Origin of the sequence: Pseudomonas sp. TH07, from assembly GCF_016651285.1 — a bacterium.
GTDB lineage: Bacteria > Pseudomonadota > Gammaproteobacteria > Pseudomonadales > Pseudomonadaceae > Aquipseudomonas.
In genome coordinates, this window is record NZ_JAEKED010000001.1 from 137,112 (window position 1) to 156,352 (window position 19,241).

19 protein-coding genes are annotated in these 19,241 nt (G+C 61.9%); 17 read left to right on the forward strand and 2 right to left on the reverse strand.

Annotated features, from left to right (window positions below; translation table 11 throughout):
• Nucleotide 1 precedes the first annotated feature (1 nt).
• Nucleotides 2–472: a Cys-tRNA(Pro) deacylase gene (ybaK, locus tag JFU57_RS00655; protein ID WP_020298573.1), complete on the reverse strand. Its 471-nt coding sequence runs from the start codon at nt 470–472 to the stop codon at nt 2–4.
• Nucleotides 473–855: 383 nt separating this feature from the next.
• Here ybaK and JFU57_RS00660 point away from each other — a divergent pair, with 383 nt between their 5' ends.
• The 14 genes from JFU57_RS00660 to JFU57_RS00725 all read left to right on the forward strand — a co-directional run bounded on the left by JFU57_RS00660 (nt 856) and on the right by JFU57_RS00725 (nt 15,258).
• Nucleotides 856–1,707, forward strand: a complete 852-nt coding sequence (locus JFU57_RS00660) for an MIP/aquaporin family protein (RefSeq protein WP_020298572.1) — start codon at nt 856–858, stop codon at nt 1,705–1,707.
• 76 nt (nt 1,708–1,783) lie between these two features.
• Nucleotides 1,784–3,295 (forward strand): glycerol kinase GlpK, encoded by a 1,512-nt coding sequence (gene glpK, locus JFU57_RS00665; protein WP_078471934.1) that lies wholly within the window; start codon nt 1,784–1,786, stop codon nt 3,293–3,295.
• A gap of 89 nt (nt 3,296–3,384) precedes the next feature.
• Nucleotides 3,385–4,140, forward strand: coding sequence for a DeoR family transcriptional regulator (locus tag JFU57_RS00670; RefSeq protein WP_020298570.1), 756 nt, complete (start codon nt 3,385–3,387; stop codon nt 4,138–4,140).
• 245 nt (nt 4,141–4,385) lie between these two features.
• On the forward strand, nt 4,386–5,924 hold the full coding sequence (glpD, locus tag JFU57_RS00675) for a glycerol-3-phosphate dehydrogenase (RefSeq protein ID WP_201127632.1): 1,539 nt from the start codon (nt 4,386–4,388) through the stop codon (nt 5,922–5,924).
• 336 nt (nt 5,925–6,260) lie between these two features.
• Complete coding sequence (locus JFU57_RS00680) at nt 6,261–7,175, forward strand: glutamate/aspartate ABC transporter substrate-binding protein (protein WP_020298568.1); 915 nt, start codon at nt 6,261–6,263, stop codon at nt 7,173–7,175.
• A gap of 192 nt (nt 7,176–7,367) precedes the next feature.
• Nucleotides 7,368–8,114 carry an amino acid ABC transporter permease gene (locus tag JFU57_RS00685; protein WP_020298567.1) on the forward strand — a complete coding sequence of 249 codons (747 nt, stop codon included), beginning with the start codon at nt 7,368–7,370 and terminating at the stop codon, nt 8,112–8,114.
• Nucleotides 8,114–8,785 (forward strand): amino acid ABC transporter permease, encoded by a 672-nt coding sequence (locus JFU57_RS00690; protein ID WP_078471936.1) that lies wholly within the window; start codon nt 8,114–8,116, stop codon nt 8,783–8,785. The genes JFU57_RS00685 and JFU57_RS00690 overlap by 1 nt, the downstream gene beginning before the upstream one ends.
• On the forward strand, nt 8,782–9,516 hold the full coding sequence (locus JFU57_RS00695; protein WP_201127634.1) for an amino acid ABC transporter ATP-binding protein: 735 nt from the start codon (nt 8,782–8,784) through the stop codon (nt 9,514–9,516). The genes JFU57_RS00690 and JFU57_RS00695 overlap by 4 nt, the downstream gene beginning before the upstream one ends.
• Before the next feature lie 222 nt (nt 9,517–9,738).
• Nucleotides 9,739–11,640, forward strand: a complete 1,902-nt coding sequence (locus tag JFU57_RS00700) for a sensor histidine kinase (RefSeq protein WP_201127636.1) — start codon at nt 9,739–9,741, stop codon at nt 11,638–11,640.
• Nucleotides 11,637–12,962, forward strand: a complete 1,326-nt coding sequence (locus JFU57_RS00705) for a sigma-54-dependent transcriptional regulator (protein ID WP_078471938.1) — start codon at nt 11,637–11,639, stop codon at nt 12,960–12,962. The genes JFU57_RS00700 and JFU57_RS00705 overlap by 4 nt, the downstream gene beginning before the upstream one ends.
• A 32-nt stretch (nt 12,963–12,994) precedes the next feature.
• Nucleotides 12,995–13,324, forward strand: a complete 330-nt coding sequence (locus JFU57_RS00710; RefSeq protein WP_178102975.1) for a GlpM family protein — start codon at nt 12,995–12,997, stop codon at nt 13,322–13,324.
• Nucleotides 13,325–13,534: 210 nt separating this feature from the next.
• Nucleotides 13,535–14,455 (forward strand): arginase, encoded by a 921-nt coding sequence (locus JFU57_RS00715; protein WP_201127638.1) that lies wholly within the window; start codon nt 13,535–13,537, stop codon nt 14,453–14,455.
• Nucleotides 14,452–14,826 carry an EamA family transporter gene (locus JFU57_RS00720; RefSeq protein ID WP_078471940.1) on the forward strand — a complete coding sequence of 125 codons (375 nt, stop codon included), beginning with the start codon at nt 14,452–14,454 and terminating at the stop codon, nt 14,824–14,826. Before JFU57_RS00715 ends, JFU57_RS00720 begins: the two co-directional genes overlap by 4 nt.
• A 30-nt stretch (nt 14,827–14,856) precedes the next feature.
• Nucleotides 14,857–15,258 (forward strand): EamA family transporter, encoded by a 402-nt coding sequence (locus JFU57_RS00725; protein WP_078471941.1) that lies wholly within the window; start codon nt 14,857–14,859, stop codon nt 15,256–15,258.
• Between the two features lie 27 nt (nt 15,259–15,285).
• On the opposite strand, the gene JFU57_RS00730 is transcribed toward JFU57_RS00725, so the two are convergent.
• Nucleotides 15,286–16,056 carry a MipA/OmpV family protein gene (locus JFU57_RS00730; RefSeq protein ID WP_201127646.1) on the reverse strand — a complete coding sequence of 257 codons (771 nt, stop codon included), beginning with the start codon at nt 16,054–16,056 and terminating at the stop codon, nt 15,286–15,288.
• A gap of 229 nt (nt 16,057–16,285) precedes the next feature.
• On the opposite strand from JFU57_RS00730, the gene JFU57_RS00735 reads away from it, so the two are divergent.
• From JFU57_RS00735 to JFU57_RS00745, 3 genes are read left to right on the forward strand one after another with little or no spacing between them, the layout of a single operon-like run.
• Nucleotides 16,286–16,993, forward strand: coding sequence for an MtnX-like HAD-IB family phosphatase (locus JFU57_RS00735; RefSeq protein ID WP_201127655.1), 708 nt, complete (start codon nt 16,286–16,288; stop codon nt 16,991–16,993).
• Nucleotides 16,986–18,380, forward strand: a complete 1,395-nt coding sequence (locus JFU57_RS00740) for an aspartate aminotransferase family protein (RefSeq protein WP_078471944.1) — start codon at nt 16,986–16,988, stop codon at nt 18,378–18,380. The genes JFU57_RS00735 and JFU57_RS00740 overlap by 8 nt, the downstream gene beginning before the upstream one ends.
• A complete protein-coding gene (locus JFU57_RS00745) occupies nt 18,377–19,240 on the forward strand; it encodes an alpha/beta fold hydrolase (RefSeq protein ID WP_201127657.1) in 864 nt (287 codons plus the stop codon). The genes JFU57_RS00740 and JFU57_RS00745 overlap by 4 nt, the downstream gene beginning before the upstream one ends.
• Nucleotide 19,241 lies beyond the last annotated feature (1 nt).

Below are 19,241 nucleotides of genomic sequence, written 5' to 3' on the forward strand. Positions count from 1 at the left end.
TTCAGGCGCGACCGATATCGGCAAACCTGGCCTGGGTATGCTCCGCCAGCACCGCCGCTGCCAGCTCGACTTCCAACCCACGGCGCCCGGCGCTGACAAAGATGCTCGCAAACGGCTGGGCACTGTTGTCGATAAAGGTCCGCAAGCGCTTCTTCTGCCCCAGCGGGCTGATCCCCCCCAGCAGGTAGCCAGTCGCCCGTTGCGCGGCCGCCGGGTCTGCCATTTCGGCTTTCTTGACCCCTGCGGCCTGGGCCAGGGCCTTGAGATCAAGACTTCCGACGACCGGCACCACCGCCACCAGCAATTCACCCTTTTCACTACTGGCCAACAGCGTCTTGAACACCTGCGCCGGGTCCAGGCCCAGTTTTTCCGCTGCCTCCAGCCCATAGGAGGCTGCCTTGGGATCATGTTCGTAACTGTGCACCCGATGTTCGGCGCGAACTTTTTTCAGCAGATCCAGTGCAGGGGTCATGGCAGCTCCAAGGGAGGGACAAAGACTAAAAACATGGGCCTCGGATTCTAGGACATCAATCGGCAAAAGGCTCTACCCCGAGGCCCGCCAACCCGGGTCGAAACGATTTTCCCGGGCGTTGGGCGACAGATTGTCCCAGGGGCCGGAGTGTCCTTGTGACGAACATTCACCTGACTGATAACTACAAAATGACTACCGGTTCACTTTCGACCTTTGACAGCAGTGTTTCTTGTCTATATTTTTTCGTTTATGAATATCATGCTGTAGATCGAATGGTGTACCGGCAGTAAGCCGTTATCGGGATGGGGATCCTGATGGTGGTGAAAATCGCGCTTGGCACCCTTAGCCCAAGCGTCAGACAACAACAAAAAACGAGGTTTTCAATGACAACTGCTTTACAACAACCAACGCTCTTCGGCCAATGCACTGCCGAATTCCTGGGCACCGCCCTGCTGATCTTCTTTGGTACGGGTTGCGTCGCCGCGCTCAAGGTGGCGGGTGCCAGCTTCGGCCTGTGGGAAATCAGCATTATCTGGGGGATCGGCGTGAGCATGGCGATCTACCTCACGGCCGGGGTTTCCGGGGCCCACCTCAACCCTGCCGTCAGCATCGCGCTGTGCCTGTTTACCGATTTCGAGAAGCGCAAACTGCCGTTCTATATCCTCGCCCAGGTTGCCGGCGCCTTCTGCGCAGCGCTGCTGGTCTACACGCTTTACAGCAACCTGTTCTTCGATTTCGAACAAAGCCACCAGATGATTCGAGGCTCCCAGGCCAGCCTGGAGCTGGCGTCGGTGTTCTCCACCTACCCGCACCCGGCGCTGTCGACGGCCCAGGCGTTCCTGGTGGAAGTGGTGATCACCGCCATCCTGATGGGGGTGATCATGTCCCTGACCGACGACAACAACGGCCTGCCACGGGGTGCGATGGCGCCCTTGCTGATTGGTTTGCTGATTGCCGTGATCGGCAGCGCAATGGGCCCGCTGACCGGCTTTGCGATGAACCCGGCGCGGGACTTCGGTCCAAAACTGATGACCTTCTTCATGGGCTGGGGTGAAGTCTCCTTCACCGGCGGCCGTGATATCCCATACTTCCTGGTACCGATCTTTGCTCCGATCGTCGGTGCCTGCCTCGGTGCAGCAGCCTATCGCGGGCTGATTGCCCGTCACCTGCCTAGCGCCATTGCTGCTACAAAGGACGCAGAACCGGCCACTGACGGCAAAGTAAGAACTTCTTGAAACCGCGGGCGCGAGATCCTGCCCAAACCGATCTCGCGCCTCACCTCACTTCCTTATTTCGTCCAAGGCAATCGACATGACCGACATTCAGAATAAGAACTACATCATTGCCCTCGATCAGGGTACGACCAGCTCGCGCGCGATCATTTTCGACCGTGACGCCAATGTGGTCTGCACCGCTCAGCGCGAATTCGCCCAGCATTATCCGCAAGCCGGTTGGGTCGAACACGACCCGATGGAAATCTTCGCCACCCAGAGCGCAGTGATGGTCGAGGCCCTGGCCCAGGCTGGCCTGCACCATGACCAGGTCGCTGCCATCGGCATCACCAACCAGCGCGAAACCACCGTGGTCTGGGACAAGAACACCGGCCGTCCGATCTATAACGCCATCGTCTGGCAGTGCCGACGCAGCACCGAGATCTGCCAGCAGCTCAAGCGCGACGGCCACGAGCAATACATCAGCGACACCACCGGCCTGGTCACCGACCCGTACTTCTCCGGTACCAAGCTCAAGTGGATCCTCGACAACGTCGAAGGCAGCCGTGAGCGTGCCCGTGACGGCGAACTGCTGTTCGGCACCATCGACAGCTGGCTGATCTGGAAATTTACCGGCGGCAAGACCCACGTCACCGACTACACCAACGCCTCGCGCACCATGCTCTTCAACATCCACACCCTGGAGTGGGATGCCAAGATGCTGGAAGTGCTGGATATCCCGCGGGCCATGCTGCCTGAAGTGAAGTCGTCGTCCGAAATCTACGGCCGCACCAAGAGCGGTATTGCCATCGGCGGTATTGCCGGCGACCAGCAGGCGGCGCTGTTCGGCCAGATGTGCGTCGAGCCGGGCCAGGCAAAAAACACCTACGGCACGGGCTGCTTCCTGCTGATGAACACCGGCGACAAAGCGGTCAAATCCAAGCACGGCATGCTCACCACCATCGCCTGCGGCCCACGGGGTGAAGTGGCATACGCCCTGGAAGGCGCGGTATTCAACGGCGGTTCCACCGTGCAGTGGCTGCGGGACGAGTTGAAAATCATCAACGACGCCCACGACACCGAATACTTCGCCAACAAGGTCAAGGACAGCAATGGCGTGTACCTGGTCCCGGCCTTCACCGGCCTTGGCGCCCCCTACTGGGACCCCTATGCCCGTGGCGCGCTGTTCGGCCTGACCCGGGGCGTGCGGGTTGACCACATCATTCGCGCGGCCCTGGAGTCCATCGCCTACCAGACCCGCGACGTACTCGACGCCATGCAACAGGACTCCGGCGAACGCCTCAAGGCCCTGCGTGTGGACGGTGGTGCGGTGGCCAACAACTTCCTCATGCAGTTCCAGGCCGACATCCTCGGCACCCAGGTCGAGCGCCCGCAAATGCGCGAAACCACGGCACTGGGCGCCGCCTACCTGGCGGGCCTGGCTTGTGGCTTCTGGGGCAGCCTGGAAGAGTTGCGGGGCAAGGCCGTGATCGAGCGCGAGTTCGAACCTGCCCTGGACGAAGCCGCCAAGGAAAAACTCTACGCCGGCTGGAAAAAAGCCGTCAGCCGCACCCGCGACTGGGAACCCCACGAAGGCGCTGAGCAGGCCTGAGGCCGGATTCGCGTCCGGTTGTAACTGGTAGGGAGCAGATTCCTGCGGCATCATGGGCAAATTTTGCACGGCAGCCCAAAGGAAGCCCCATGAATCTGCCTCCCCGTCAGCAGCAAATCCTCGAACTGGTCCGCGAACGCGGCTACGTCAGCATCGAGGAAATGGCTCAGCTGTTCGTTGTTACCCCGCAAACCATCCGCCGCGATATCAACCAATTGGCGGAAGTGAACCTGCTGCGTCGCTATCACGGCGGCGCCGCCTACGACTCCAGCGTCGAAAACACCGCCTATGCCATGCGCGCCGATCAGATGCGCGATGAGAAACAACGCATCGGCGAAGCCATCGCCGCACAAATTCCCGACCACGCCTCGCTGTTCATCAATATCGGTACCACTACCGAGTCCATTGCGCGGGCGCTGCTCAACCACAACCACCTGAAGATCATCACCAACAACCTGCACGTCGCCTCCATGCTCAGTGCCAAGGACGACTTTGACGTGCTGCTGACCGGCGGCACCGTGCGCCGCGACGGCGGTGTGGTGGGCCAGGCCAGCGTCGACTTCATCAATCAGTTCAAGGTCGACTTCGCCCTGGTCGGCATCAGCGGCATCGATGAAGACGGCAGCCTGCTGGACTTCGACTACCAGGAAGTACGGGTCTCCCAGGCGATCATCGCCAACGCCCGGCAAGTGATCCTGGCCGCCGACTCCAGCAAGTTCGGGCGCAACGCCATGATCCGCCTGGGGCCGATCAGCCTGATCGACTGCCTGGTAACCGATCAGCAGCCCGTCCCGGCCCTCGCCCAACTGCTCAGCCAGCACAAGATCCGCCTCGAAGTGGTGTAACCCCTCCCCCAAGCAGCCTGCAACAGCAGGCTTGGCTTTTTCCGCCTGCGCCTGAGCAGTCTCCACGACCGCCTCAAAGCGTCGAACAATGTTCGTATATTTTCCTTTGAGCCCGCTTCGATCAGTTTTTTCAATCGAAGGCGACTGGCTGTGGGCGACTTTATGCGCTAGTATTTTCGGAAATGAACATTAATGTTCGAATTCAAATATCAATTCAAATATTAAAAGAAACCCGAGGCCCGCCGATGCCCACTTCTACCTTGCCCACGCCCCCTCTTGCCGAGGTCTACGATGTTGCCGTGATTGGCGGCGGGATCAATGGAGTCGGGATCGCTGCCGATGCCGCCGGTCGCGGCCTGTCCGTGTTCCTTTGCGAAAAGGACGACCTGGCCAGCCACACCTCTTCAGCCAGCAGCAAGTTGATCCACGGCGGCCTGCGCTACCTCGAACATTACGAATTCCGCCTGGTGCGCGAGGCCCTGGCCGAACGCGAAGTGCTGCTGGCCAAGGCGCCGCACATCGTCAAACCGATGCGTTTCGTGCTGCCGCACCGCCCACACCTGCGCCCGGCGTGGATGATTCGTGCCGGCCTGTTTCTGTATGACCACTTGGGCAAGCGAGAAAAACTCGCCGGCTCCAAAAGCCTCAAGTTCGGTGCCGACAGCCCGCTGAAAGCGCAAATCACCAAGGGTTTCGAATACTCCGACTGCTGGGTCGATGACGCGCGCCTGGTGGTGCTCAATGCCATGGCTGCCCGGGAGAAAGGCGCCCACGTCCACACCCAGACCCGTTGCGTCAGCGCCCGGCGCAGCAAGGGCCTGTGGCACCTGCACCTGGAGCGCGCCGACGGCAGCCTGTTCTCGATCCGCGCCAAGGCCCTGGTCAATGCGGCCGGGCCGTGGGTCGCCAAGTTCATCAAGGATGACCTGAAGCTGGATTCGCCCTACGGCATCCGCTTGATCCAGGGCAGCCACCTGATCGTGCCCAAGCTCTACGAAGGTGAACATGCGCACATCCTGCAGAACGAAGATCAGCGCATCGTCTTCACCATCCCGTACCTGAATCACTTCACCCTGATCGGCACCACCGACCGCGAATACACCGGCGACCCGGCGAAAGTGACGATCACCGACGGCGAGACGGATTACATCCTTAACGTGGTCAATGCCCACTTCAAGAAACAGCTGAGCCGCGACGATATCGTCCACACCTATTCCGGCGTGCGCCCGCTGTGCAATGACGAGTCCGACAACCCTTCGGCCGTGACCCGCGACTACACCCTGGCCCTATCCGGCGCGGCTGAAGAGGCGCCGTTGCTGTCGGTGTTCGGCGGCAAGCTGACCACCTACCGCAAACTGGCCGAGTCGGCACTGGCTCAACTGGCGCCCTACTTCAAGGACATCCGCCCGAGCTGGACGGCCCAGGCGACCCTGCCGGGCGGTGAGGACATGAGCACCCCACAGGCGCTGAGCGAGGCGATCCGCAAGCGGTACGACTGGGTCCCCGGGGAAATCGCCCTGCGCTGGGCCACCACCTACGGCAGCCGCACCTGGCGCCTGCTGGAAGGTGTGCAAGGCCTGAACGACATGGGCGAGCACCTGGGTGGCGGGCTCTACACCCGTGAAGTCGACTACCTGTGCAGCGAGGAATGGGCGGTCAACGCCGAGGACATCCTGTGGCGGCGCAGCAAACTCGGCCTGTTCACCACCGCAGCCGAACAGCAGAAGCTGCGGGACTATCTGGAACAGGTCGAGCAGAACCGCCGCAAGATCGAAGCGGCCTGATCTCCCCGAGTGCTTCACCCCAACCCCCGGCGCCTCATGGCCCGGGGGTTTTGCGTCAGGGTGTGCCAGCCAGACGGTGGATGTTCGGTTTTCCGAACGAGCATCCCGCGCGGATTCGGATAACCGGATAATCGCCGCTTTAGAAACCCTGGATAGATATTTAATTCCCTTTTAAATCAGACTCTTGATCCTTTTATCCTGGCCTGGCACGACTCATGCTCTACACTCTGCGACGAATGCCTGATCGCCAACACATCAGGAGCCGTCAAGGCATTCGCTGTATAAAAGAGCCGTCGAACTGGCTTCATAAAAAAAACAAATGTCGAGGAAATATTGATGCGCATCGTTCCCCACCTGTTGGGCGCAGCTATCGCTGCCGCTCTGATTAGCACTCCAGTTTTCGCAGCCGAACTCACCGGCACACTGAAGAAGATCAAAGAGTCCGGCACCATCACCCTCGGACATCGCGACGCATCCATTCCGTTTTCCTACATCGCGGATGCTTCCGGCGTTCCTGTTGGCTACTCCCACGACATCCAGCTGAAAATCGTCGAAGCCATCAAGAAAGACCTCGACATGCCGGATCTCAAGGTCAAGTACAACCTGGTCACCTCGCAAACCCGTATCCCGCTGGTGCAGAACGGCACCGTGGACGTCGAGTGCGGCTCCACCACCAACAACGTCGAGCGTCAGCAGCAAGTTGACTTCTCGGTAGGCATCTTCGAAATCGGCACCCGTCTGCTGGCCAAGAAAGACTCCACCTACAAAGACTTCCCTGATCTGAAGGGCAAGAACGTGGTGACCACCGCCGGCACCACCTCCGAGCGCATCCTCAAGTCGATGAACGCCGACAAGCAGATGGGCATGAACGTGATCTCCGCCAAGGACCACGGTGAATCCTTCAACATGCTGGAAAGCGGCCGCGCCGTTGCCTTCATGATGGACGACGCACTGCTGGCCGGTGAAATGGCCAAGGCCAAGAAGCCTACCGACTGGGCCGTGACCGGTACCGCGCAGTCCTATGAAATCTACGGCTGCATGGTGCGCAAGGGCGATGCCCCGTTCAAGAAAGCGGTCGACGACGCCATCGTGGCGACCTACAAGTCGGGCGAGATCAACAAGATCTACGACAAGTGGTTCCAATCGCCAATCCCGCCAAAAGGCCTGAACCTGATGTTCCCGATGAGCGACGAGCTCAAGGCCCTGATCGCCAACCCGACCGACAAAGCGGCTGACGACAAAAAGTCCTGATTCCTGACTAACCTTACATCCTGAAGGGGCCCCGCCCCTTCAGGAGTCTGTCACTACCTGCTGGCATTTTTTGGAAACACTCGAACCGGTGGTTGTCGAGCCGATTGTGTGTGCCTGATCTTCAACATCAGGCGGGAAAGGATTCTCCCCAAGCGGGTGCTTGTACATCGATCGATCTGAGGGGAGACCCTAATGAATTACAACTGGGACTGGGGCGTGTTCTTCAAGTCCACCGGCGTGGGCAGCGAGACCTATCTCGACTGGTTCATTTCCGGCCTGGGCTGGACCATCGCCATTGCCGTGGTGGCCTGGATCATCGCGCTGACACTGGGCTCGGTGCTCGGGGTCATGCGTACCGTGCCGAATCGCCTGGTATCGGGGATCGCCACGGTTTACGTGGAGCTCTTCCGTAACGTACCGCTGCTGGTTCAGCTGTTTATCTGGTACTTCCTGGTACCCGACCTGCTGCCGCAAAACCTCCAGGACTGGTACAAACAGGACCTCAACCCGACGACGTCGGCGTACCTGAGCGTGGTCGTGTGCCTGGGCCTGTTTACCGCCGCCCGGGTCTGCGAACAAGTGCGTACCGGTATCCAGGCGCTGCCACGGGGCCAGGAATCCGCCGCTCGCGCCATGGGCTTCAAGCTGCCGCAGATCTACTGGAACGTGCTGCTACCCCAGGCCTATCGGATTATTATTCCGCCGCTCACCTCGGAATTCCTCAACGTCTTCAAGAACTCCTCCGTGGCGTCCTTGATCGGCCTGATGGAATTGCTGGCGCAGACCAAACAAACCGCCGAGTTTTCCGCCAACCTGTTTGAAGCCTTCACCCTGGCCACCCTGATCTACTTCACCCTGAACATGAGCCTGATGCTGCTGATGCGCCTGGTCGAGAAGAAAGTCGCAGTGCCCGGCCTGATCTCCGTGGGGGGTAAATAATGGAATTTGATTTCAGTGGCATCGTCCCGGCCATTCCCGGCCTGTGGAACGGCATGCTGATGACCCTGCAACTGATGGTGCTCGGCGTCGTCGGCGGGATCATCCTGGGTACCATCCTGGCGTTGATGCGCCTGTCCGACAGCAAACTGCTATCGCGGATCGCCGGTGCGTACGTCAACTACTTCCGCTCGATCCCGCTGCTGCTGGTGATCACCTGGTTCTACCTGGCGGTGCCGTTCGTGCTGCGCTGGATCACCGGCGAAGACACCCCGATCGGCGCGTTCACCTCGTGCATCGTGGCGTTCATGATGTTCGAAGCGGCGTACTTCTGCGAAATCGTCCGTGCCGGCGTGCAGTCGATCCCCAAGGGCCAGATGGGCGCCGCCCAGGCATTGGGCATGGGCTATGGCCAGACCATGCGCCTGATCATCCTGCCCCAGGCCTTTCGCAAGATGACCCCGCTGCTGCTGCAACAAAGCATCATCCTGTTCCAGGACACCTCGCTGGTGTACACCGTGGGCCTGGTGGATTTCCTCAATGCCTCGCGCTCCAGCGGCGACATCATCGGTCGCTCCAATGAGTTCCTGATCTTCGCAGGGCTCGTGTACTTCACAATCAGCTTTGCCGCCTCGCTGCTGGTCAAGCGTCTGCAAAAAAGGTTTGCCGTATGATCTCTATCAAGAACATCAACAAGTGGTACGGGGACTTCCAGGTACTGACCGATTGCAGCACCGAGGTCAAGAAAGGTGAAGTGATCGTGGTGTGCGGGCCGTCCGGTTCCGGCAAATCGACGCTGATCAAATGCGTCAACGCCCTGGAGCCGTTCCAGAAAGGCGACATCGTGGTCGATGGCACCTCCATTGCCGATCCGAAGACCAACCTGCCGAAACTGCGTTCGCGGGTCGGCATGGTGTTCCAGCATTTCGAACTGTTCCCGCACCTGACCATCACCGAAAACCTGACCATCGCGCAGATCAAGGTCTTGGGTCGCAGCAAGGAAGAAGCCACCAAGAAAGGCCTGCAACTGCTCGAGCGCGTCGGCATTTCCGCCCACGCCCACAAACACCCCGGCCAACTCTCCGGCGGCCAGCAGCAGCGTGTGGCGATTGCCCGTGCCCTGGCGATGGACCCGGTGGTCATGCTGTTCGACGAACCGACCTCGGCGCTGGACCCGGAGATGGTCAACGAAGTGCTCGACGTCATGGTGCAACTGGCCCACGAAGGCATGACCATGATGTGCGTCACCCACGAAATGGGCTTCGCCCGCAAAGTGGCGGATCGGGTGATCTTCATGGACCAGGGCAAAATCATCGAAGACTGTCAGAAAGAAGAGTTCTTCGGCGACATCAGTGCCCGTTCCGAACGTGCGCAGCATTTCCTCGAGAAAATCCTGCAGCACTGAAACCTTGGCGCTTCCCTTGCCCGTGTGGCGAGGGAGTTCGCCCCCGCGGGGTCGCACAGCGGCCCCAGGACCTGCAACCGCGCTGTGCCTGACACACCGCGATTACCGGTTTTACGACTGCTTCGCAGCCGAGCGGGAGCACGCTCCCTCGCCACGGGTTCCGCGCTCGACTGGAAACCAGAGCAGGCCCCTCGCCATGCTGGTTGACCCAAGGCATCTGTGATGAAATGCGACCCCACTCTCTATCGCGCCGCGCCGCCATCACTCGCCGTGAAACCTCGCCTGATTCGCCAACTGTTCCTGCCGCCACTGATCATTTTGCTGATGATCGGCCTGGGGTATGCCGGCTTTTGGATCAGTGAGCACAACGGGGTCCGCAGCCTCAGCGAAAACGGCGAGCGGCAGCTGGAACTGCACGCCCGCGCCGTCGAAAGCGAGATCAGCAAATACACCTACCTGCCCAGCCTGCTGGAACTGGAATCCAGCGTTTCCCGGCTGCTGGAAGACCCGACGCCCGAACACCGGCAAACGGTCAATGATTACCTCGAAGGCCTGAACCGGCGCAGCCGCAGTCGGGCGATCTACGTGATGGACACCACTGGCCGGGTGCTGGCCACCAGCAACTGGCGGGATGTCGACAGCTACCTGGGTGAAGACCTGTCATTTCGCGCGTATTTCCAGAACGCCGTGCGCGGCCAGCCCGGACGTTTCTACGGCATCGGCAGCACCAATGGCGAGCCGGGCTACTACCTGGCCCATGGCCTGGAGGCCCAGGGCAAGATCATCGGCGTAGCCGTGGTCAAGGTCCGCCTCGAAGCCCTGGAAGAGCGTTGGCAGCGAGCGCGCCTGGAAGCCTTTGTCAGCGACGAGAACGGCATCATCATCCTCTCCAGCGACCCGGCGCGGCGGCTCAAGTCGGTCCGCCCCCTGAGCGATGAAACCAAGGAGCGCCTGGCCCGCAGCCTGCAGTACTACTGGTTCCCGCTCAACGAACTGGAACCCCTGGCCCGCGAACGCCTGGCCGAGGGCGTGGAAAAACTGACCTTCCCGGCCAACACCGAACTGGTCTCCGACGAACAGGAAATCAGTTACCTGTCCCAGACCCGGCCCCTGAGCGACACACCGTGGAATTTCACCCTGCTCACCCCGTTGCAGGACCTGCGCCGCGAAGCCATCAATCAGGGCATCCTGGTGGCGGTGGCCTTTGCCCTGGTGGCGTTCCTGCTGATCGCCTGGAACGAACGGCGCAAGGTGATCGCCACCCGCCTGGCCGCCCGTGAAGCGCTGCAGGAAGCCAACAATCAGCTGGAGCGTCGGATTACCGAACGCACCGCCGACCTGCGTGCCAGCAACGAACGGCTCAAGGGTCAGATCCGCGAACGACGCCAGGCCGAAGAGACCCTGCGCCGCGCTCAGGACGAACTGGTGCAGGCCGGCAAGCTGGCGGCCATCGGCCAGATGTCCACCAGCATCGCCCACGAACTGAACCAGCCGCTGGCGGCGCTGCGCACCTTGTCCGGCAACACCGTGCGCTTCCTGGAACGGGGAGCCCTGGACACCGCCAGCGCCAACCTCAAGACCATCAATGAATTGATCGATCGCATGGGCCGCATCACCGCCAGCCTGCGCTCCTTCGCCCGGCGCGGTGACGACCAGGGTGAAGCCAGCCTGAGCAAGGCGGTGGACGCGGCCCTGCAACTGCTCAACGCGCGTATCGAACCACTGCCACTGGCCCTGCGCCGCCACTTCAGCGACGTTCAGCTACAGATCGACCAGACGCGCCTGGAGCAGATTCTGGTCAACCTGATCGGCAATGCCCTGGACGCCATGCAGGCGCAACCGGCGCCCGAGCTGTGGCTGGAAGGCGAACAGGTCGACGATAAATACCGCCTGCGGGTGCGTGACAACGGCCACGGCATCGACGCCGAGGCGCGCAAGCACCTGTTCGAACCCTTCTTTACCACCAAGCCGGGTGAACAGGGCCTGGGCCTCGGCCTGACCCTGTCGGCCAGCCTGGCCGCGGCCACCGGCGGAAATCTGGGTGTCGAGCACCCGGCCACCGGAGGCACCGCCTTCGTCCTCAGCTTGCCCCTGGTAAGCCCCACTCGAGCCGAGCCGCTATGAACCACGACCTCACCGTGCTGATCGTCGAAGACGACCCCCATGTCCTGCTGGGCTGCCAACAGGCCCTCGGGCTGGAGGACATCCCCTGCATCGGCGTCGGCAGTGCCGAGGACGCCCTGGCCCAGGTCGGCGAGAACTTTCCCGGCATCGTGATCAGTGATATCCGCCTGCCGGGTATCGACGGCCTGGAGCTGCTGACCCGCCTCAAGGCGCGCGATCGCAGCTTGCCAGTGGTACTCATCACCGGGCACGGCGATATCTCCATGGCGGTGGGCGCGATGCAGAAAGGCGCCTACGACTTCATGGAAAAACCCTTCTCCCCCGAGCGCCTGGTGGACGTTGCGCGCCGCGCCCTGGAACAGCGGGGCCTGGCTCGGGAAGTGTCCTCGTTGCGCCGGCAGCTGGCCGAGCGCGACTCCCTGGAAGGCCGGATCATCGGCCGCTCACCGGCCATGCAGAACCTGCGCGAGCTGATCGCCAACGTCGCCGACACCTCGGCCAACGTATTGATCGAAGGCGAGACCGGCACCGGCAAGGAACTGGTCGCGCGCTGCCTGCATGACTTCAGTCGACGTCACGCTCACCAGTTCGTTGCGCTGAACTGCGGCGGCCTGCCGGAGAACCTGTTCGAAAGCGAGATCTTCGGCCACGAAGCCAACGCCTTCACCGGCGCCGGCAAGCGACGCATCGGCAAGATCGAGCACGCCCATGACGGCACGCTGTTCCTCGACGAAGTGGAAAGCATGCCGATCAACCTGCAGATCAAGCTGCTGCGGGTCTTGCAGGAGCGCACCCTGGAACGCCTGGGCTCGAACCAGAGCGTGGCCGTGGACTGCCGGGTGATTGCCGCGACCAAGTCCGACCTCGATGAGTTGAGCCGCGCCAACCAGTTTCGCAGCGACCTGTATTACCGGCTGAATGTGGTGACCCTGGAGCTGCCGCCCTTGCGCGAGCGGCGCGAGGACATCCTGCAGTTGTTCGAGCACTTTTTGCAGCAGTCGTCGCTGCGTTTCGACCGCGCGGTGCCGGAGCTGGACAACCAGACCGTATCGATCCTGATGAGCCACGACTGGCCGGGCAACGTGCGTGAGCTGCGCAACGTCGCCGAGCGCTTCGCCCTGGGCCTGCCGGTGTTCAAGAAATCCGGCAGCCACCCGGCCCAGGGCCTGGGCTTTGCCGAAGCGGTGGAAGCCTTCGAGCGCAATCTGCTGGGCGATGCCTTGCAGCGCAGCGGCGGCAACCTGACCCAGGCCAGCCAGGAACTGGGCATGGCCAAGACCACGCTGTTCGACAAGGTCAAGAAGTACGGCCTGAGCCACTAACCCGACCCAAGCGAGATATACCTGTGGATCTATTGCTCAAAGCTGCACTGGGCGCTGGCGTGGTGCTGATCCTGGCCGCCCTGGCGAAAACCCGGAATTACTACATCGCCGGGTTGGTGCCGCTGTTTCCGACCTTCGCCCTGATCGCCCATTACATCGTCGGCAAGGGCCGTTCGGTGGAAGACCTGAAGACCACCATCGTCTTTGGCATGTGGTCGATCATTCCGTACTTCGTGTACCTGGCGACGCTGTACGTGATGGTCGACCGCCTGCGCCTCGAAGCCTCCCTGGCCGTGGCCGCCGTGGCCTGGCTGATGGCCGCGACGGTCCTGGTCAGCGTCTGGGTCCGCCTGCACGCCTGACCTGTCGCCGCTGCCGAGCCCGCGAGGCTGCGCTGGCCGGACCTGGCGCCCCTCATCTGCCTGACACCCCTCGGCGTTCATCCGGGCCTGCGGCAGCGGCTACGCTCCAGGCGCGCGCTCGAACGTGGCCCGGTCTTTGCAATTACCGTGGAAAGCCCGGCCGGTCTGCGTTTCAGCGCTGGCGGGGCGCTGCCATGGGTAAATCACACGTTGAATATTTTAGATCTCGACCACAGCCTGACCGCCCAGGAGGCCGTCACGCGACGCTTGGAAAACGGTCAGGCGCGGCGCCTGGACCTGCTGGACCTGGGCCCGAAACTGCGGCTCTGGTCCACCGAGCGCACCTACCGGCGCTTCACCGAACGCCTGGGCCAGCGGCCCGCGCATAACGGGCCGCAGCCGGAAATCTTCTTTGTCGGCTCCGGCGACTACCACCACCTGACCCCGGCCTTTCTCGCTAACCTGAAGGAGCCGGTGAGCCTGATCCACTTCGATAACCACCCCGACTGGGTGCGACTGGCCCCGCGTCGGCACTGCGGCTCCTGGGTCAACCGCGCGCTGCAAATGCCCCACATCCAGCGCATCGTCACCCTGGGGCCGTGCAGCGAGGACCTCGACAGCCCGCAACTGCGCGGCGGCAACCTGGGCGCCTTGCGCCAGGGCAAGCTGCAGCTGTTTCCCTGGCAGCATGCGCCGTCCAAGGTCTGGGGCCGGATCGGCGATGGCGCCGGGCACCAGCAGCGGGAAAACCATCTGCACTGGCACAACCTGGTGGAGCAGGACTGGCCCGGCTTCATCGCTCAGATGATCGCCGGCCTGCCCACCGAGGCGGTCTGGATCACCATCGACAAAGACGTGCTGGCCAGTGAAGACGCCGCGACCAACTGGGACCAGGGCGGCATGCGCCTGAGCCACTTGTTGCAGGCGCTGCGCCTGCTGGCCGAGGGCAAACGGGTTCTGGGCATCGATGTCTGCGGCGAATTTGCCGCGCCGGCCTTCAGCAACGCCCTCAAGCGCTGGGAAGCCACATCCGACCAACCGCCTGTCGAACGCTGGAGCCAGGCCGACCTGCTGCGCAACTCGGTGACCAATGAAGCGCTGATGAGCCTGTTCGAGGAGTTGTACCCGTGACCTTGACCGTTGTTCTGCTGGTGGCCTTTTCCATCGTCCTGGATGTGATCGGCCAACTCTGTTTCAAGCTCGGCCTGGACCGCCTGCCCGAACTCGAAGGCGGCTTTCGCCTCAATGCGTTCTGGGGCCAGGTATTCAATGCGCCCCTGCTCTGGTGCGGGATCGGCGCCTATGTGATCGAGTTTTTCGTCTGGCTCGAAGCCTTGTCCCGCGCGCCCCTGAGCCTGCTGTTTCCAGCCGCGGCCCTGGCCTATTGCGGCGTGGTCCTGGCCGGCAAGGTCATCCTCGGTGAACACGTCAGCCGGCGGCGCTGGCTCGGCACCCTGGTGATCACCCTGGGCGTGATGCTGGTGTGCATCGCTAGTACCTGAGCCTCTATTCACGATTGAAAGGAACCCTACATGACTTCAACCACCTCATCCGGCTGGCTCCACGAGCGCCTGGGCACCGTGGTGCTCTGGGCCCTGCTGATCGGCTTTGAAAGCGCCGGGCAGATCGCGACCAAGGTGGCCGGCGACCAACTGGGACAGATGGACTTCACCCTGCAATGGCTGCTGGCGGTGGCCGCCAACCCGGGGATCCTGCTGGCGATCGCCTGTTACATCGGCGCCTTTTTCGTCTGGATGCTGATTCTGCGACGCAGCAGCCTGTCCCTGGCCTTCCCCTTGAGTTCACTGGTGTTCGTGGTGGTGCTGCTCGGCTCCTGGCTGGGCCTGGGCGAGCAGATCAGCCTGCTGCACTGGGTCGGCGTACTGGTGATCATCGGCGGGATTGCCCTGCTGGCCGAGGGCGAGGCAAGCTGAAACGACGCTGGCCGCAGCCAGCACGCTTCAGAATTTGTAGCTGATTGCGGTCTGCACCTGGCCCTGATTGACCTGGCCCTTCTCGCGCACGATGCTGCTGTCCGCCGCCGAATGGGTCAGGCGAATCCAGCTGGCACTGGTCATCAGCGACCAGTCGCCGCCCAGGGGGATTTGCAGGTTCTGGGTCAGGGTCACGTTCTGCAAACCGCCACTGGCGTTGTACGGCGCGATGCCGGAGGCCTGGGCCTCGTCGCCACTGACCCCGAAAAAAGTCTGGGCCTGACGCCCATCGGCAAAGTGTGCGGTCAGGTTATTGCTGCCGATAATCCCGGCACCCAGCGGGTAACCGATCTCGCCACCGACCTTGCCCAGCACCCCGCCCTGACCATCGCCTCCCGCCACCGCGTGGCCGAGGAAGGCGAACACGCGCCAGAAATCGTCCGGCGCATACTCGATAAAACCCCCAACGTCGGCCATGTTCGGTACGTCTCGCAGGCCGCGCAGCGAGCCGTTGGCGTTACGCCCTGGCAGGTAATTGATATACGGCCCGGCGCTGAAACCGTTGGCCGACAGAGCCTCCCAGGTCAGGCCGTCATCGGTGTCGAGGCTGACCGAACCCCAGTCCAGGTCGAAGTACGGCAATGGCACGCTTTCATAGCGACTGCCGCTTGGGTCGTGGGGCTGGTAGCCGACGCCCAGCCCGACCTGTCCGGTGATGCCGTCGTCGGCCAGGGCTGTGGAACCCGCCCCCAACGCCAGCAGGCCGGCGAACAGGGCAGAACGTGTGAACCTGGGCATGGGTGCATTTCCTTGTCTGAACATGCGCGCATCAATCCCTAGACGTCGGTGTCTGCGCAAGCACTGATGTTGTTTGTAGCAAGCTACAAAAATTGTAGCTACAAAGCTGAAAAACAGCCCAGACCGCCGCCGCAAGCCCAGCCCTGCTGGATTTTCTCCAGTTGGCACAGTCCCTGCTCTACCTCTCTGGCAAGCGCAAACAGCGCTCCTATCCAACAGGTAACTGCAGATGATGCACTGGCATATCGTGTGTGACTTCGACGGGACCATCACCCGCACCGACGTGATCGACAACGTCCTCCAACGCTTCGCCGACCCTAGCTGGGAGAGCATCGAGCAGGAGTGGCTCGACGGTCACATCGGTTCCCGTGAGTGCCTCAGTCGCCAACTGGCGCTGGTCAAGGCGACCCCGTCCGAGCTGCTCGGGTATTTCGACAGTGTCGAAATCGACCCCGACTTTCCCGACTTCGTCGACCATGTGACCGGCCTCGGCGCCTCCATTGAAGTGGTCAGCGACGGCATCGAACAAGGCATCGCCCGGATCCTGGCGCGCAACTACGTGAGCCTGCTGCCGATCCTTGCCAACCGCCTGCGCCAGGTCGACCACAACAGCTGGCGCATCGACTTCCCCTACGCCAGCGACGCCTGCCGTGCGGCATCCGGCAACTGCAAATGCAAATCCACCCCACGTGGCAAACGCGTGCTGGTGATCGGTGACGGCCAGTCCGACATGTGCGTGGCCTCCACCGCCGACTTCGTTTTTGCCAAGGACCGCCTGGCCGAATACTGCGAGCGCAATGCAATTCCTTATGCACGCTTCGACACCTTCGCCGAGCTGCCTGCGCTGATGGCCCAACTGCCTAACGGCAGCGCCAACGCCAATACCTTCTCCCTTGAAAATTCTGCTGAACCACAGGAACTCTTCCATCATGTCTGACATTCGCATTGCCACCGCAGAAGACCAGATCCTTCTGGAAAAAGAAGCCAAGTACTGCTCCTACGGCGACACCGTCCACTACATCGAGCCGCCGCGCATTTTCAGCCGCTGCGAAGGCTCCTACGTCTGGGACACCGAAGACCAGGCCTACCTCGACCTGCAGATGTGGTATTCGGCGGTCAACTTCGGCTACGCCAACCCGCGTCTGAACAACGCCCTGAAACAGCAGATCGACACCCTGCCGCAGATCGCCAGCCAGTACCTGCACAAAGGCAAGATCGAGCTCTCGGAAATGATCGCGGTCGATGCCAAGAAGAAATTCGGCCTCGACGGCCGCGTGCACTTCAACGTCGGCGGCTCGCAGTCCATCGAGGACTCGCTGAAAGTGGTGCGCAACGCCAGCAACGGCAAGAGCCTGATGTTCGCCTTCGAAGGCGGCTACCACGGCCGGACCCTCGGCGCCTCATCGATTACCTCCAGCTACCGCTACCGTCGCCGCTACGGCCACTTCGGCGAGCGCGCCAACTTCATTCCGTTCCCGTACCACTTCCGTGGCCCGAAAGGCATGACCAAGGAAGAGTACGGCAGCCACTGCGTGCAGCAGTTCGCCCGGCTGTTCGAAACCGAATACAACGGTGTCTGGGACCCGAAAGTCGGCCAGAGCGAATACGCCGCGTTTTACGTCGAGCCGATCCAGGGCACCGGCGGCTACGTGATCCCGCCGATGAACTTCTACAGCGAGCTCAAGCAGGTCCTGGACCAGCACGGCATCCTGATGGTGGTCGATGAAATCCAGATGGGCTTCTGGCGCACCGGCAAGCTGTGGTCGATCGAACACTTCGACGTGCAACCCGACGTGATCGTGTTCGGCAAGGCACTGACCAACGGCTTGAACCCACTGGGCGGCATCTGGGCCAAGGAAGAATTGATCAACCCGAAAATCTTCCCGCCAGGTTCCACCCACTCCACCTTCGCCTCCAACCCATTGGGTACGGCGGTCGGCCTGGAAATGTTCAAGATGACCAGCGAAGTCGACTACGGCGCGATGGTCATGGCCAAGGGCAAATACTTCCTCGACGGCCTGCAGGAGTTGCAGAAGCGCTTCCCGATCATCGGCGATGTCGACGGCCTGGGCCTGGCCCTGCGCTGCGAAATCTGCGGTCCGGACGGCTTCACCCCGGACAAGGCGACCCTGGACTACATGGTCGAGGAAGGCATGAAGGGCGACATGCTGGTTGACGGTCGGAAACTGGGCCTGATCCTCGACGTCGGCGGCTACTACAAGAACGTGATCACCCTGGCACCGTCCCTGGAGATCAGCTACCCGGAAATCGACCTGGGCCTGAAGCTGCTTGAGCAGTTGCTGGTTCGAGCCATGAAGCGGTGAACGTGGCAGGGATCGATCTGGGTCAAGGCGACTCAGGCTTCGTTCTCGGCAATGGTCCGGTCGGGGTCCTGTTGATCCACGGCCTGACCGGCACCCCGACGGAGTTGCGTCGGGTGGCCCAGGGCCTGGCCAAGCAGGGCTGCACGGTGTACGTGCCGACCCTGGCCGGGCACTGCGGGGACAACAGCGACCTGCAGGCCACCGGCTGGCAGGACTGGTACGAGGGGGTGCGCAGAACCTTCGTCGGCGTGCGTCAGCGTCACCAGCAGGTGTTTGTCGGCGGCTTGTCCATGGGTGCAGTGATGTCGATGTACGTGGCGTCCGAGCATCCGGGTCAGGTCACCGGCCTGCTGATGTATTCGACCACCCTCAAGTACGACGGCTGGAGCATCAACAAACTGGCGTTCCTGACCCCGTTGCTGATGAAGATTCCGTTCGGCGTGCACATCTGCAGCTTCGAGGAAAAACCGCCCTACGGCATCAAGAACCCACGCCTGCGGGCCATCGTCGAGCGGCAGATGAAAGCCGGCGAGAGCAGCAATGCCGGGCTGCTGACCATGGAGGGGGTGACCGTGCGCGAACTGCATCGGATGAACGCCGTGGTGAAAAAACGCATGCCGTCGATCACCACGCCGGCCCTGGTGCTGCACTCGATCGAAGACGACATCACCAGCCGCTGGAACGCCGATTATGTGGAACGCAAACTCGGTGGCCCAGTGACCAAGATCCTCCTCGACAACTGCTATCACATGATCACAGTCGACCTGCAATACCGTCGGGTCGTGGAGTTAAGCCTCGCGTTCATCGAGCAACAGGCTCACTCGCCAGCCGTGCGCGAAGACTATCGACAGCTGGCGTAAC

What these genes read in the sequence shown, in the direction of transcription:
- ybaK (WP_020298573.1), bottom strand. Translation starts at nt 472, where the DNA reads ATGACCCCTGCACTGGATCTGCTGAAAAAAGTTCGCGCCGAACATCGG.
- JFU57_RS00660 (WP_020298572.1), top strand. Translation starts at nt 856, where the DNA reads ATGACAACTGCTTTACAACAACCAACGCTCTTCGGCCAATGCACTGCC.
- glpK (WP_078471934.1), top strand. Translation starts at nt 1,784, where the DNA reads ATGACCGACATTCAGAATAAGAACTACATCATTGCCCTCGATCAGGGT.
- JFU57_RS00670 (WP_020298570.1), top strand. Translation starts at nt 3,385, where the DNA reads ATGAATCTGCCTCCCCGTCAGCAGCAAATCCTCGAACTGGTCCGCGAA.
- glpD (WP_201127632.1), top strand. Translation starts at nt 4,386, where the DNA reads ATGCCCACTTCTACCTTGCCCACGCCCCCTCTTGCCGAGGTCTACGAT.
- JFU57_RS00680 (WP_020298568.1), top strand. Translation starts at nt 6,261, where the DNA reads ATGCGCATCGTTCCCCACCTGTTGGGCGCAGCTATCGCTGCCGCTCTG.
- JFU57_RS00685 (WP_020298567.1), top strand. Translation starts at nt 7,368, where the DNA reads ATGAATTACAACTGGGACTGGGGCGTGTTCTTCAAGTCCACCGGCGTG.
- JFU57_RS00690 (WP_078471936.1), top strand. Translation starts at nt 8,114, where the DNA reads ATGGAATTTGATTTCAGTGGCATCGTCCCGGCCATTCCCGGCCTGTGG.
- JFU57_RS00695 (WP_201127634.1), top strand. Translation starts at nt 8,782, where the DNA reads ATGATCTCTATCAAGAACATCAACAAGTGGTACGGGGACTTCCAGGTA.
- JFU57_RS00700 (WP_201127636.1), top strand. Translation starts at nt 9,739, where the DNA reads ATGAAATGCGACCCCACTCTCTATCGCGCCGCGCCGCCATCACTCGCC.
- JFU57_RS00705 (WP_078471938.1), top strand. Translation starts at nt 11,637, where the DNA reads ATGAACCACGACCTCACCGTGCTGATCGTCGAAGACGACCCCCATGTC.
- JFU57_RS00725 (WP_078471941.1), top strand. Translation starts at nt 14,857, where the DNA reads ATGACTTCAACCACCTCATCCGGCTGGCTCCACGAGCGCCTGGGCACC.
- JFU57_RS00730 (WP_201127646.1), bottom strand. Translation starts at nt 16,056, where the DNA reads ATGCCCAGGTTCACACGTTCTGCCCTGTTCGCCGGCCTGCTGGCGTTG.
- JFU57_RS00735 (WP_201127655.1), top strand. Translation starts at nt 16,286, where the DNA reads ATGATGCACTGGCATATCGTGTGTGACTTCGACGGGACCATCACCCGC.
- JFU57_RS00740 (WP_078471944.1), top strand. Translation starts at nt 16,986, where the DNA reads ATGTCTGACATTCGCATTGCCACCGCAGAAGACCAGATCCTTCTGGAA.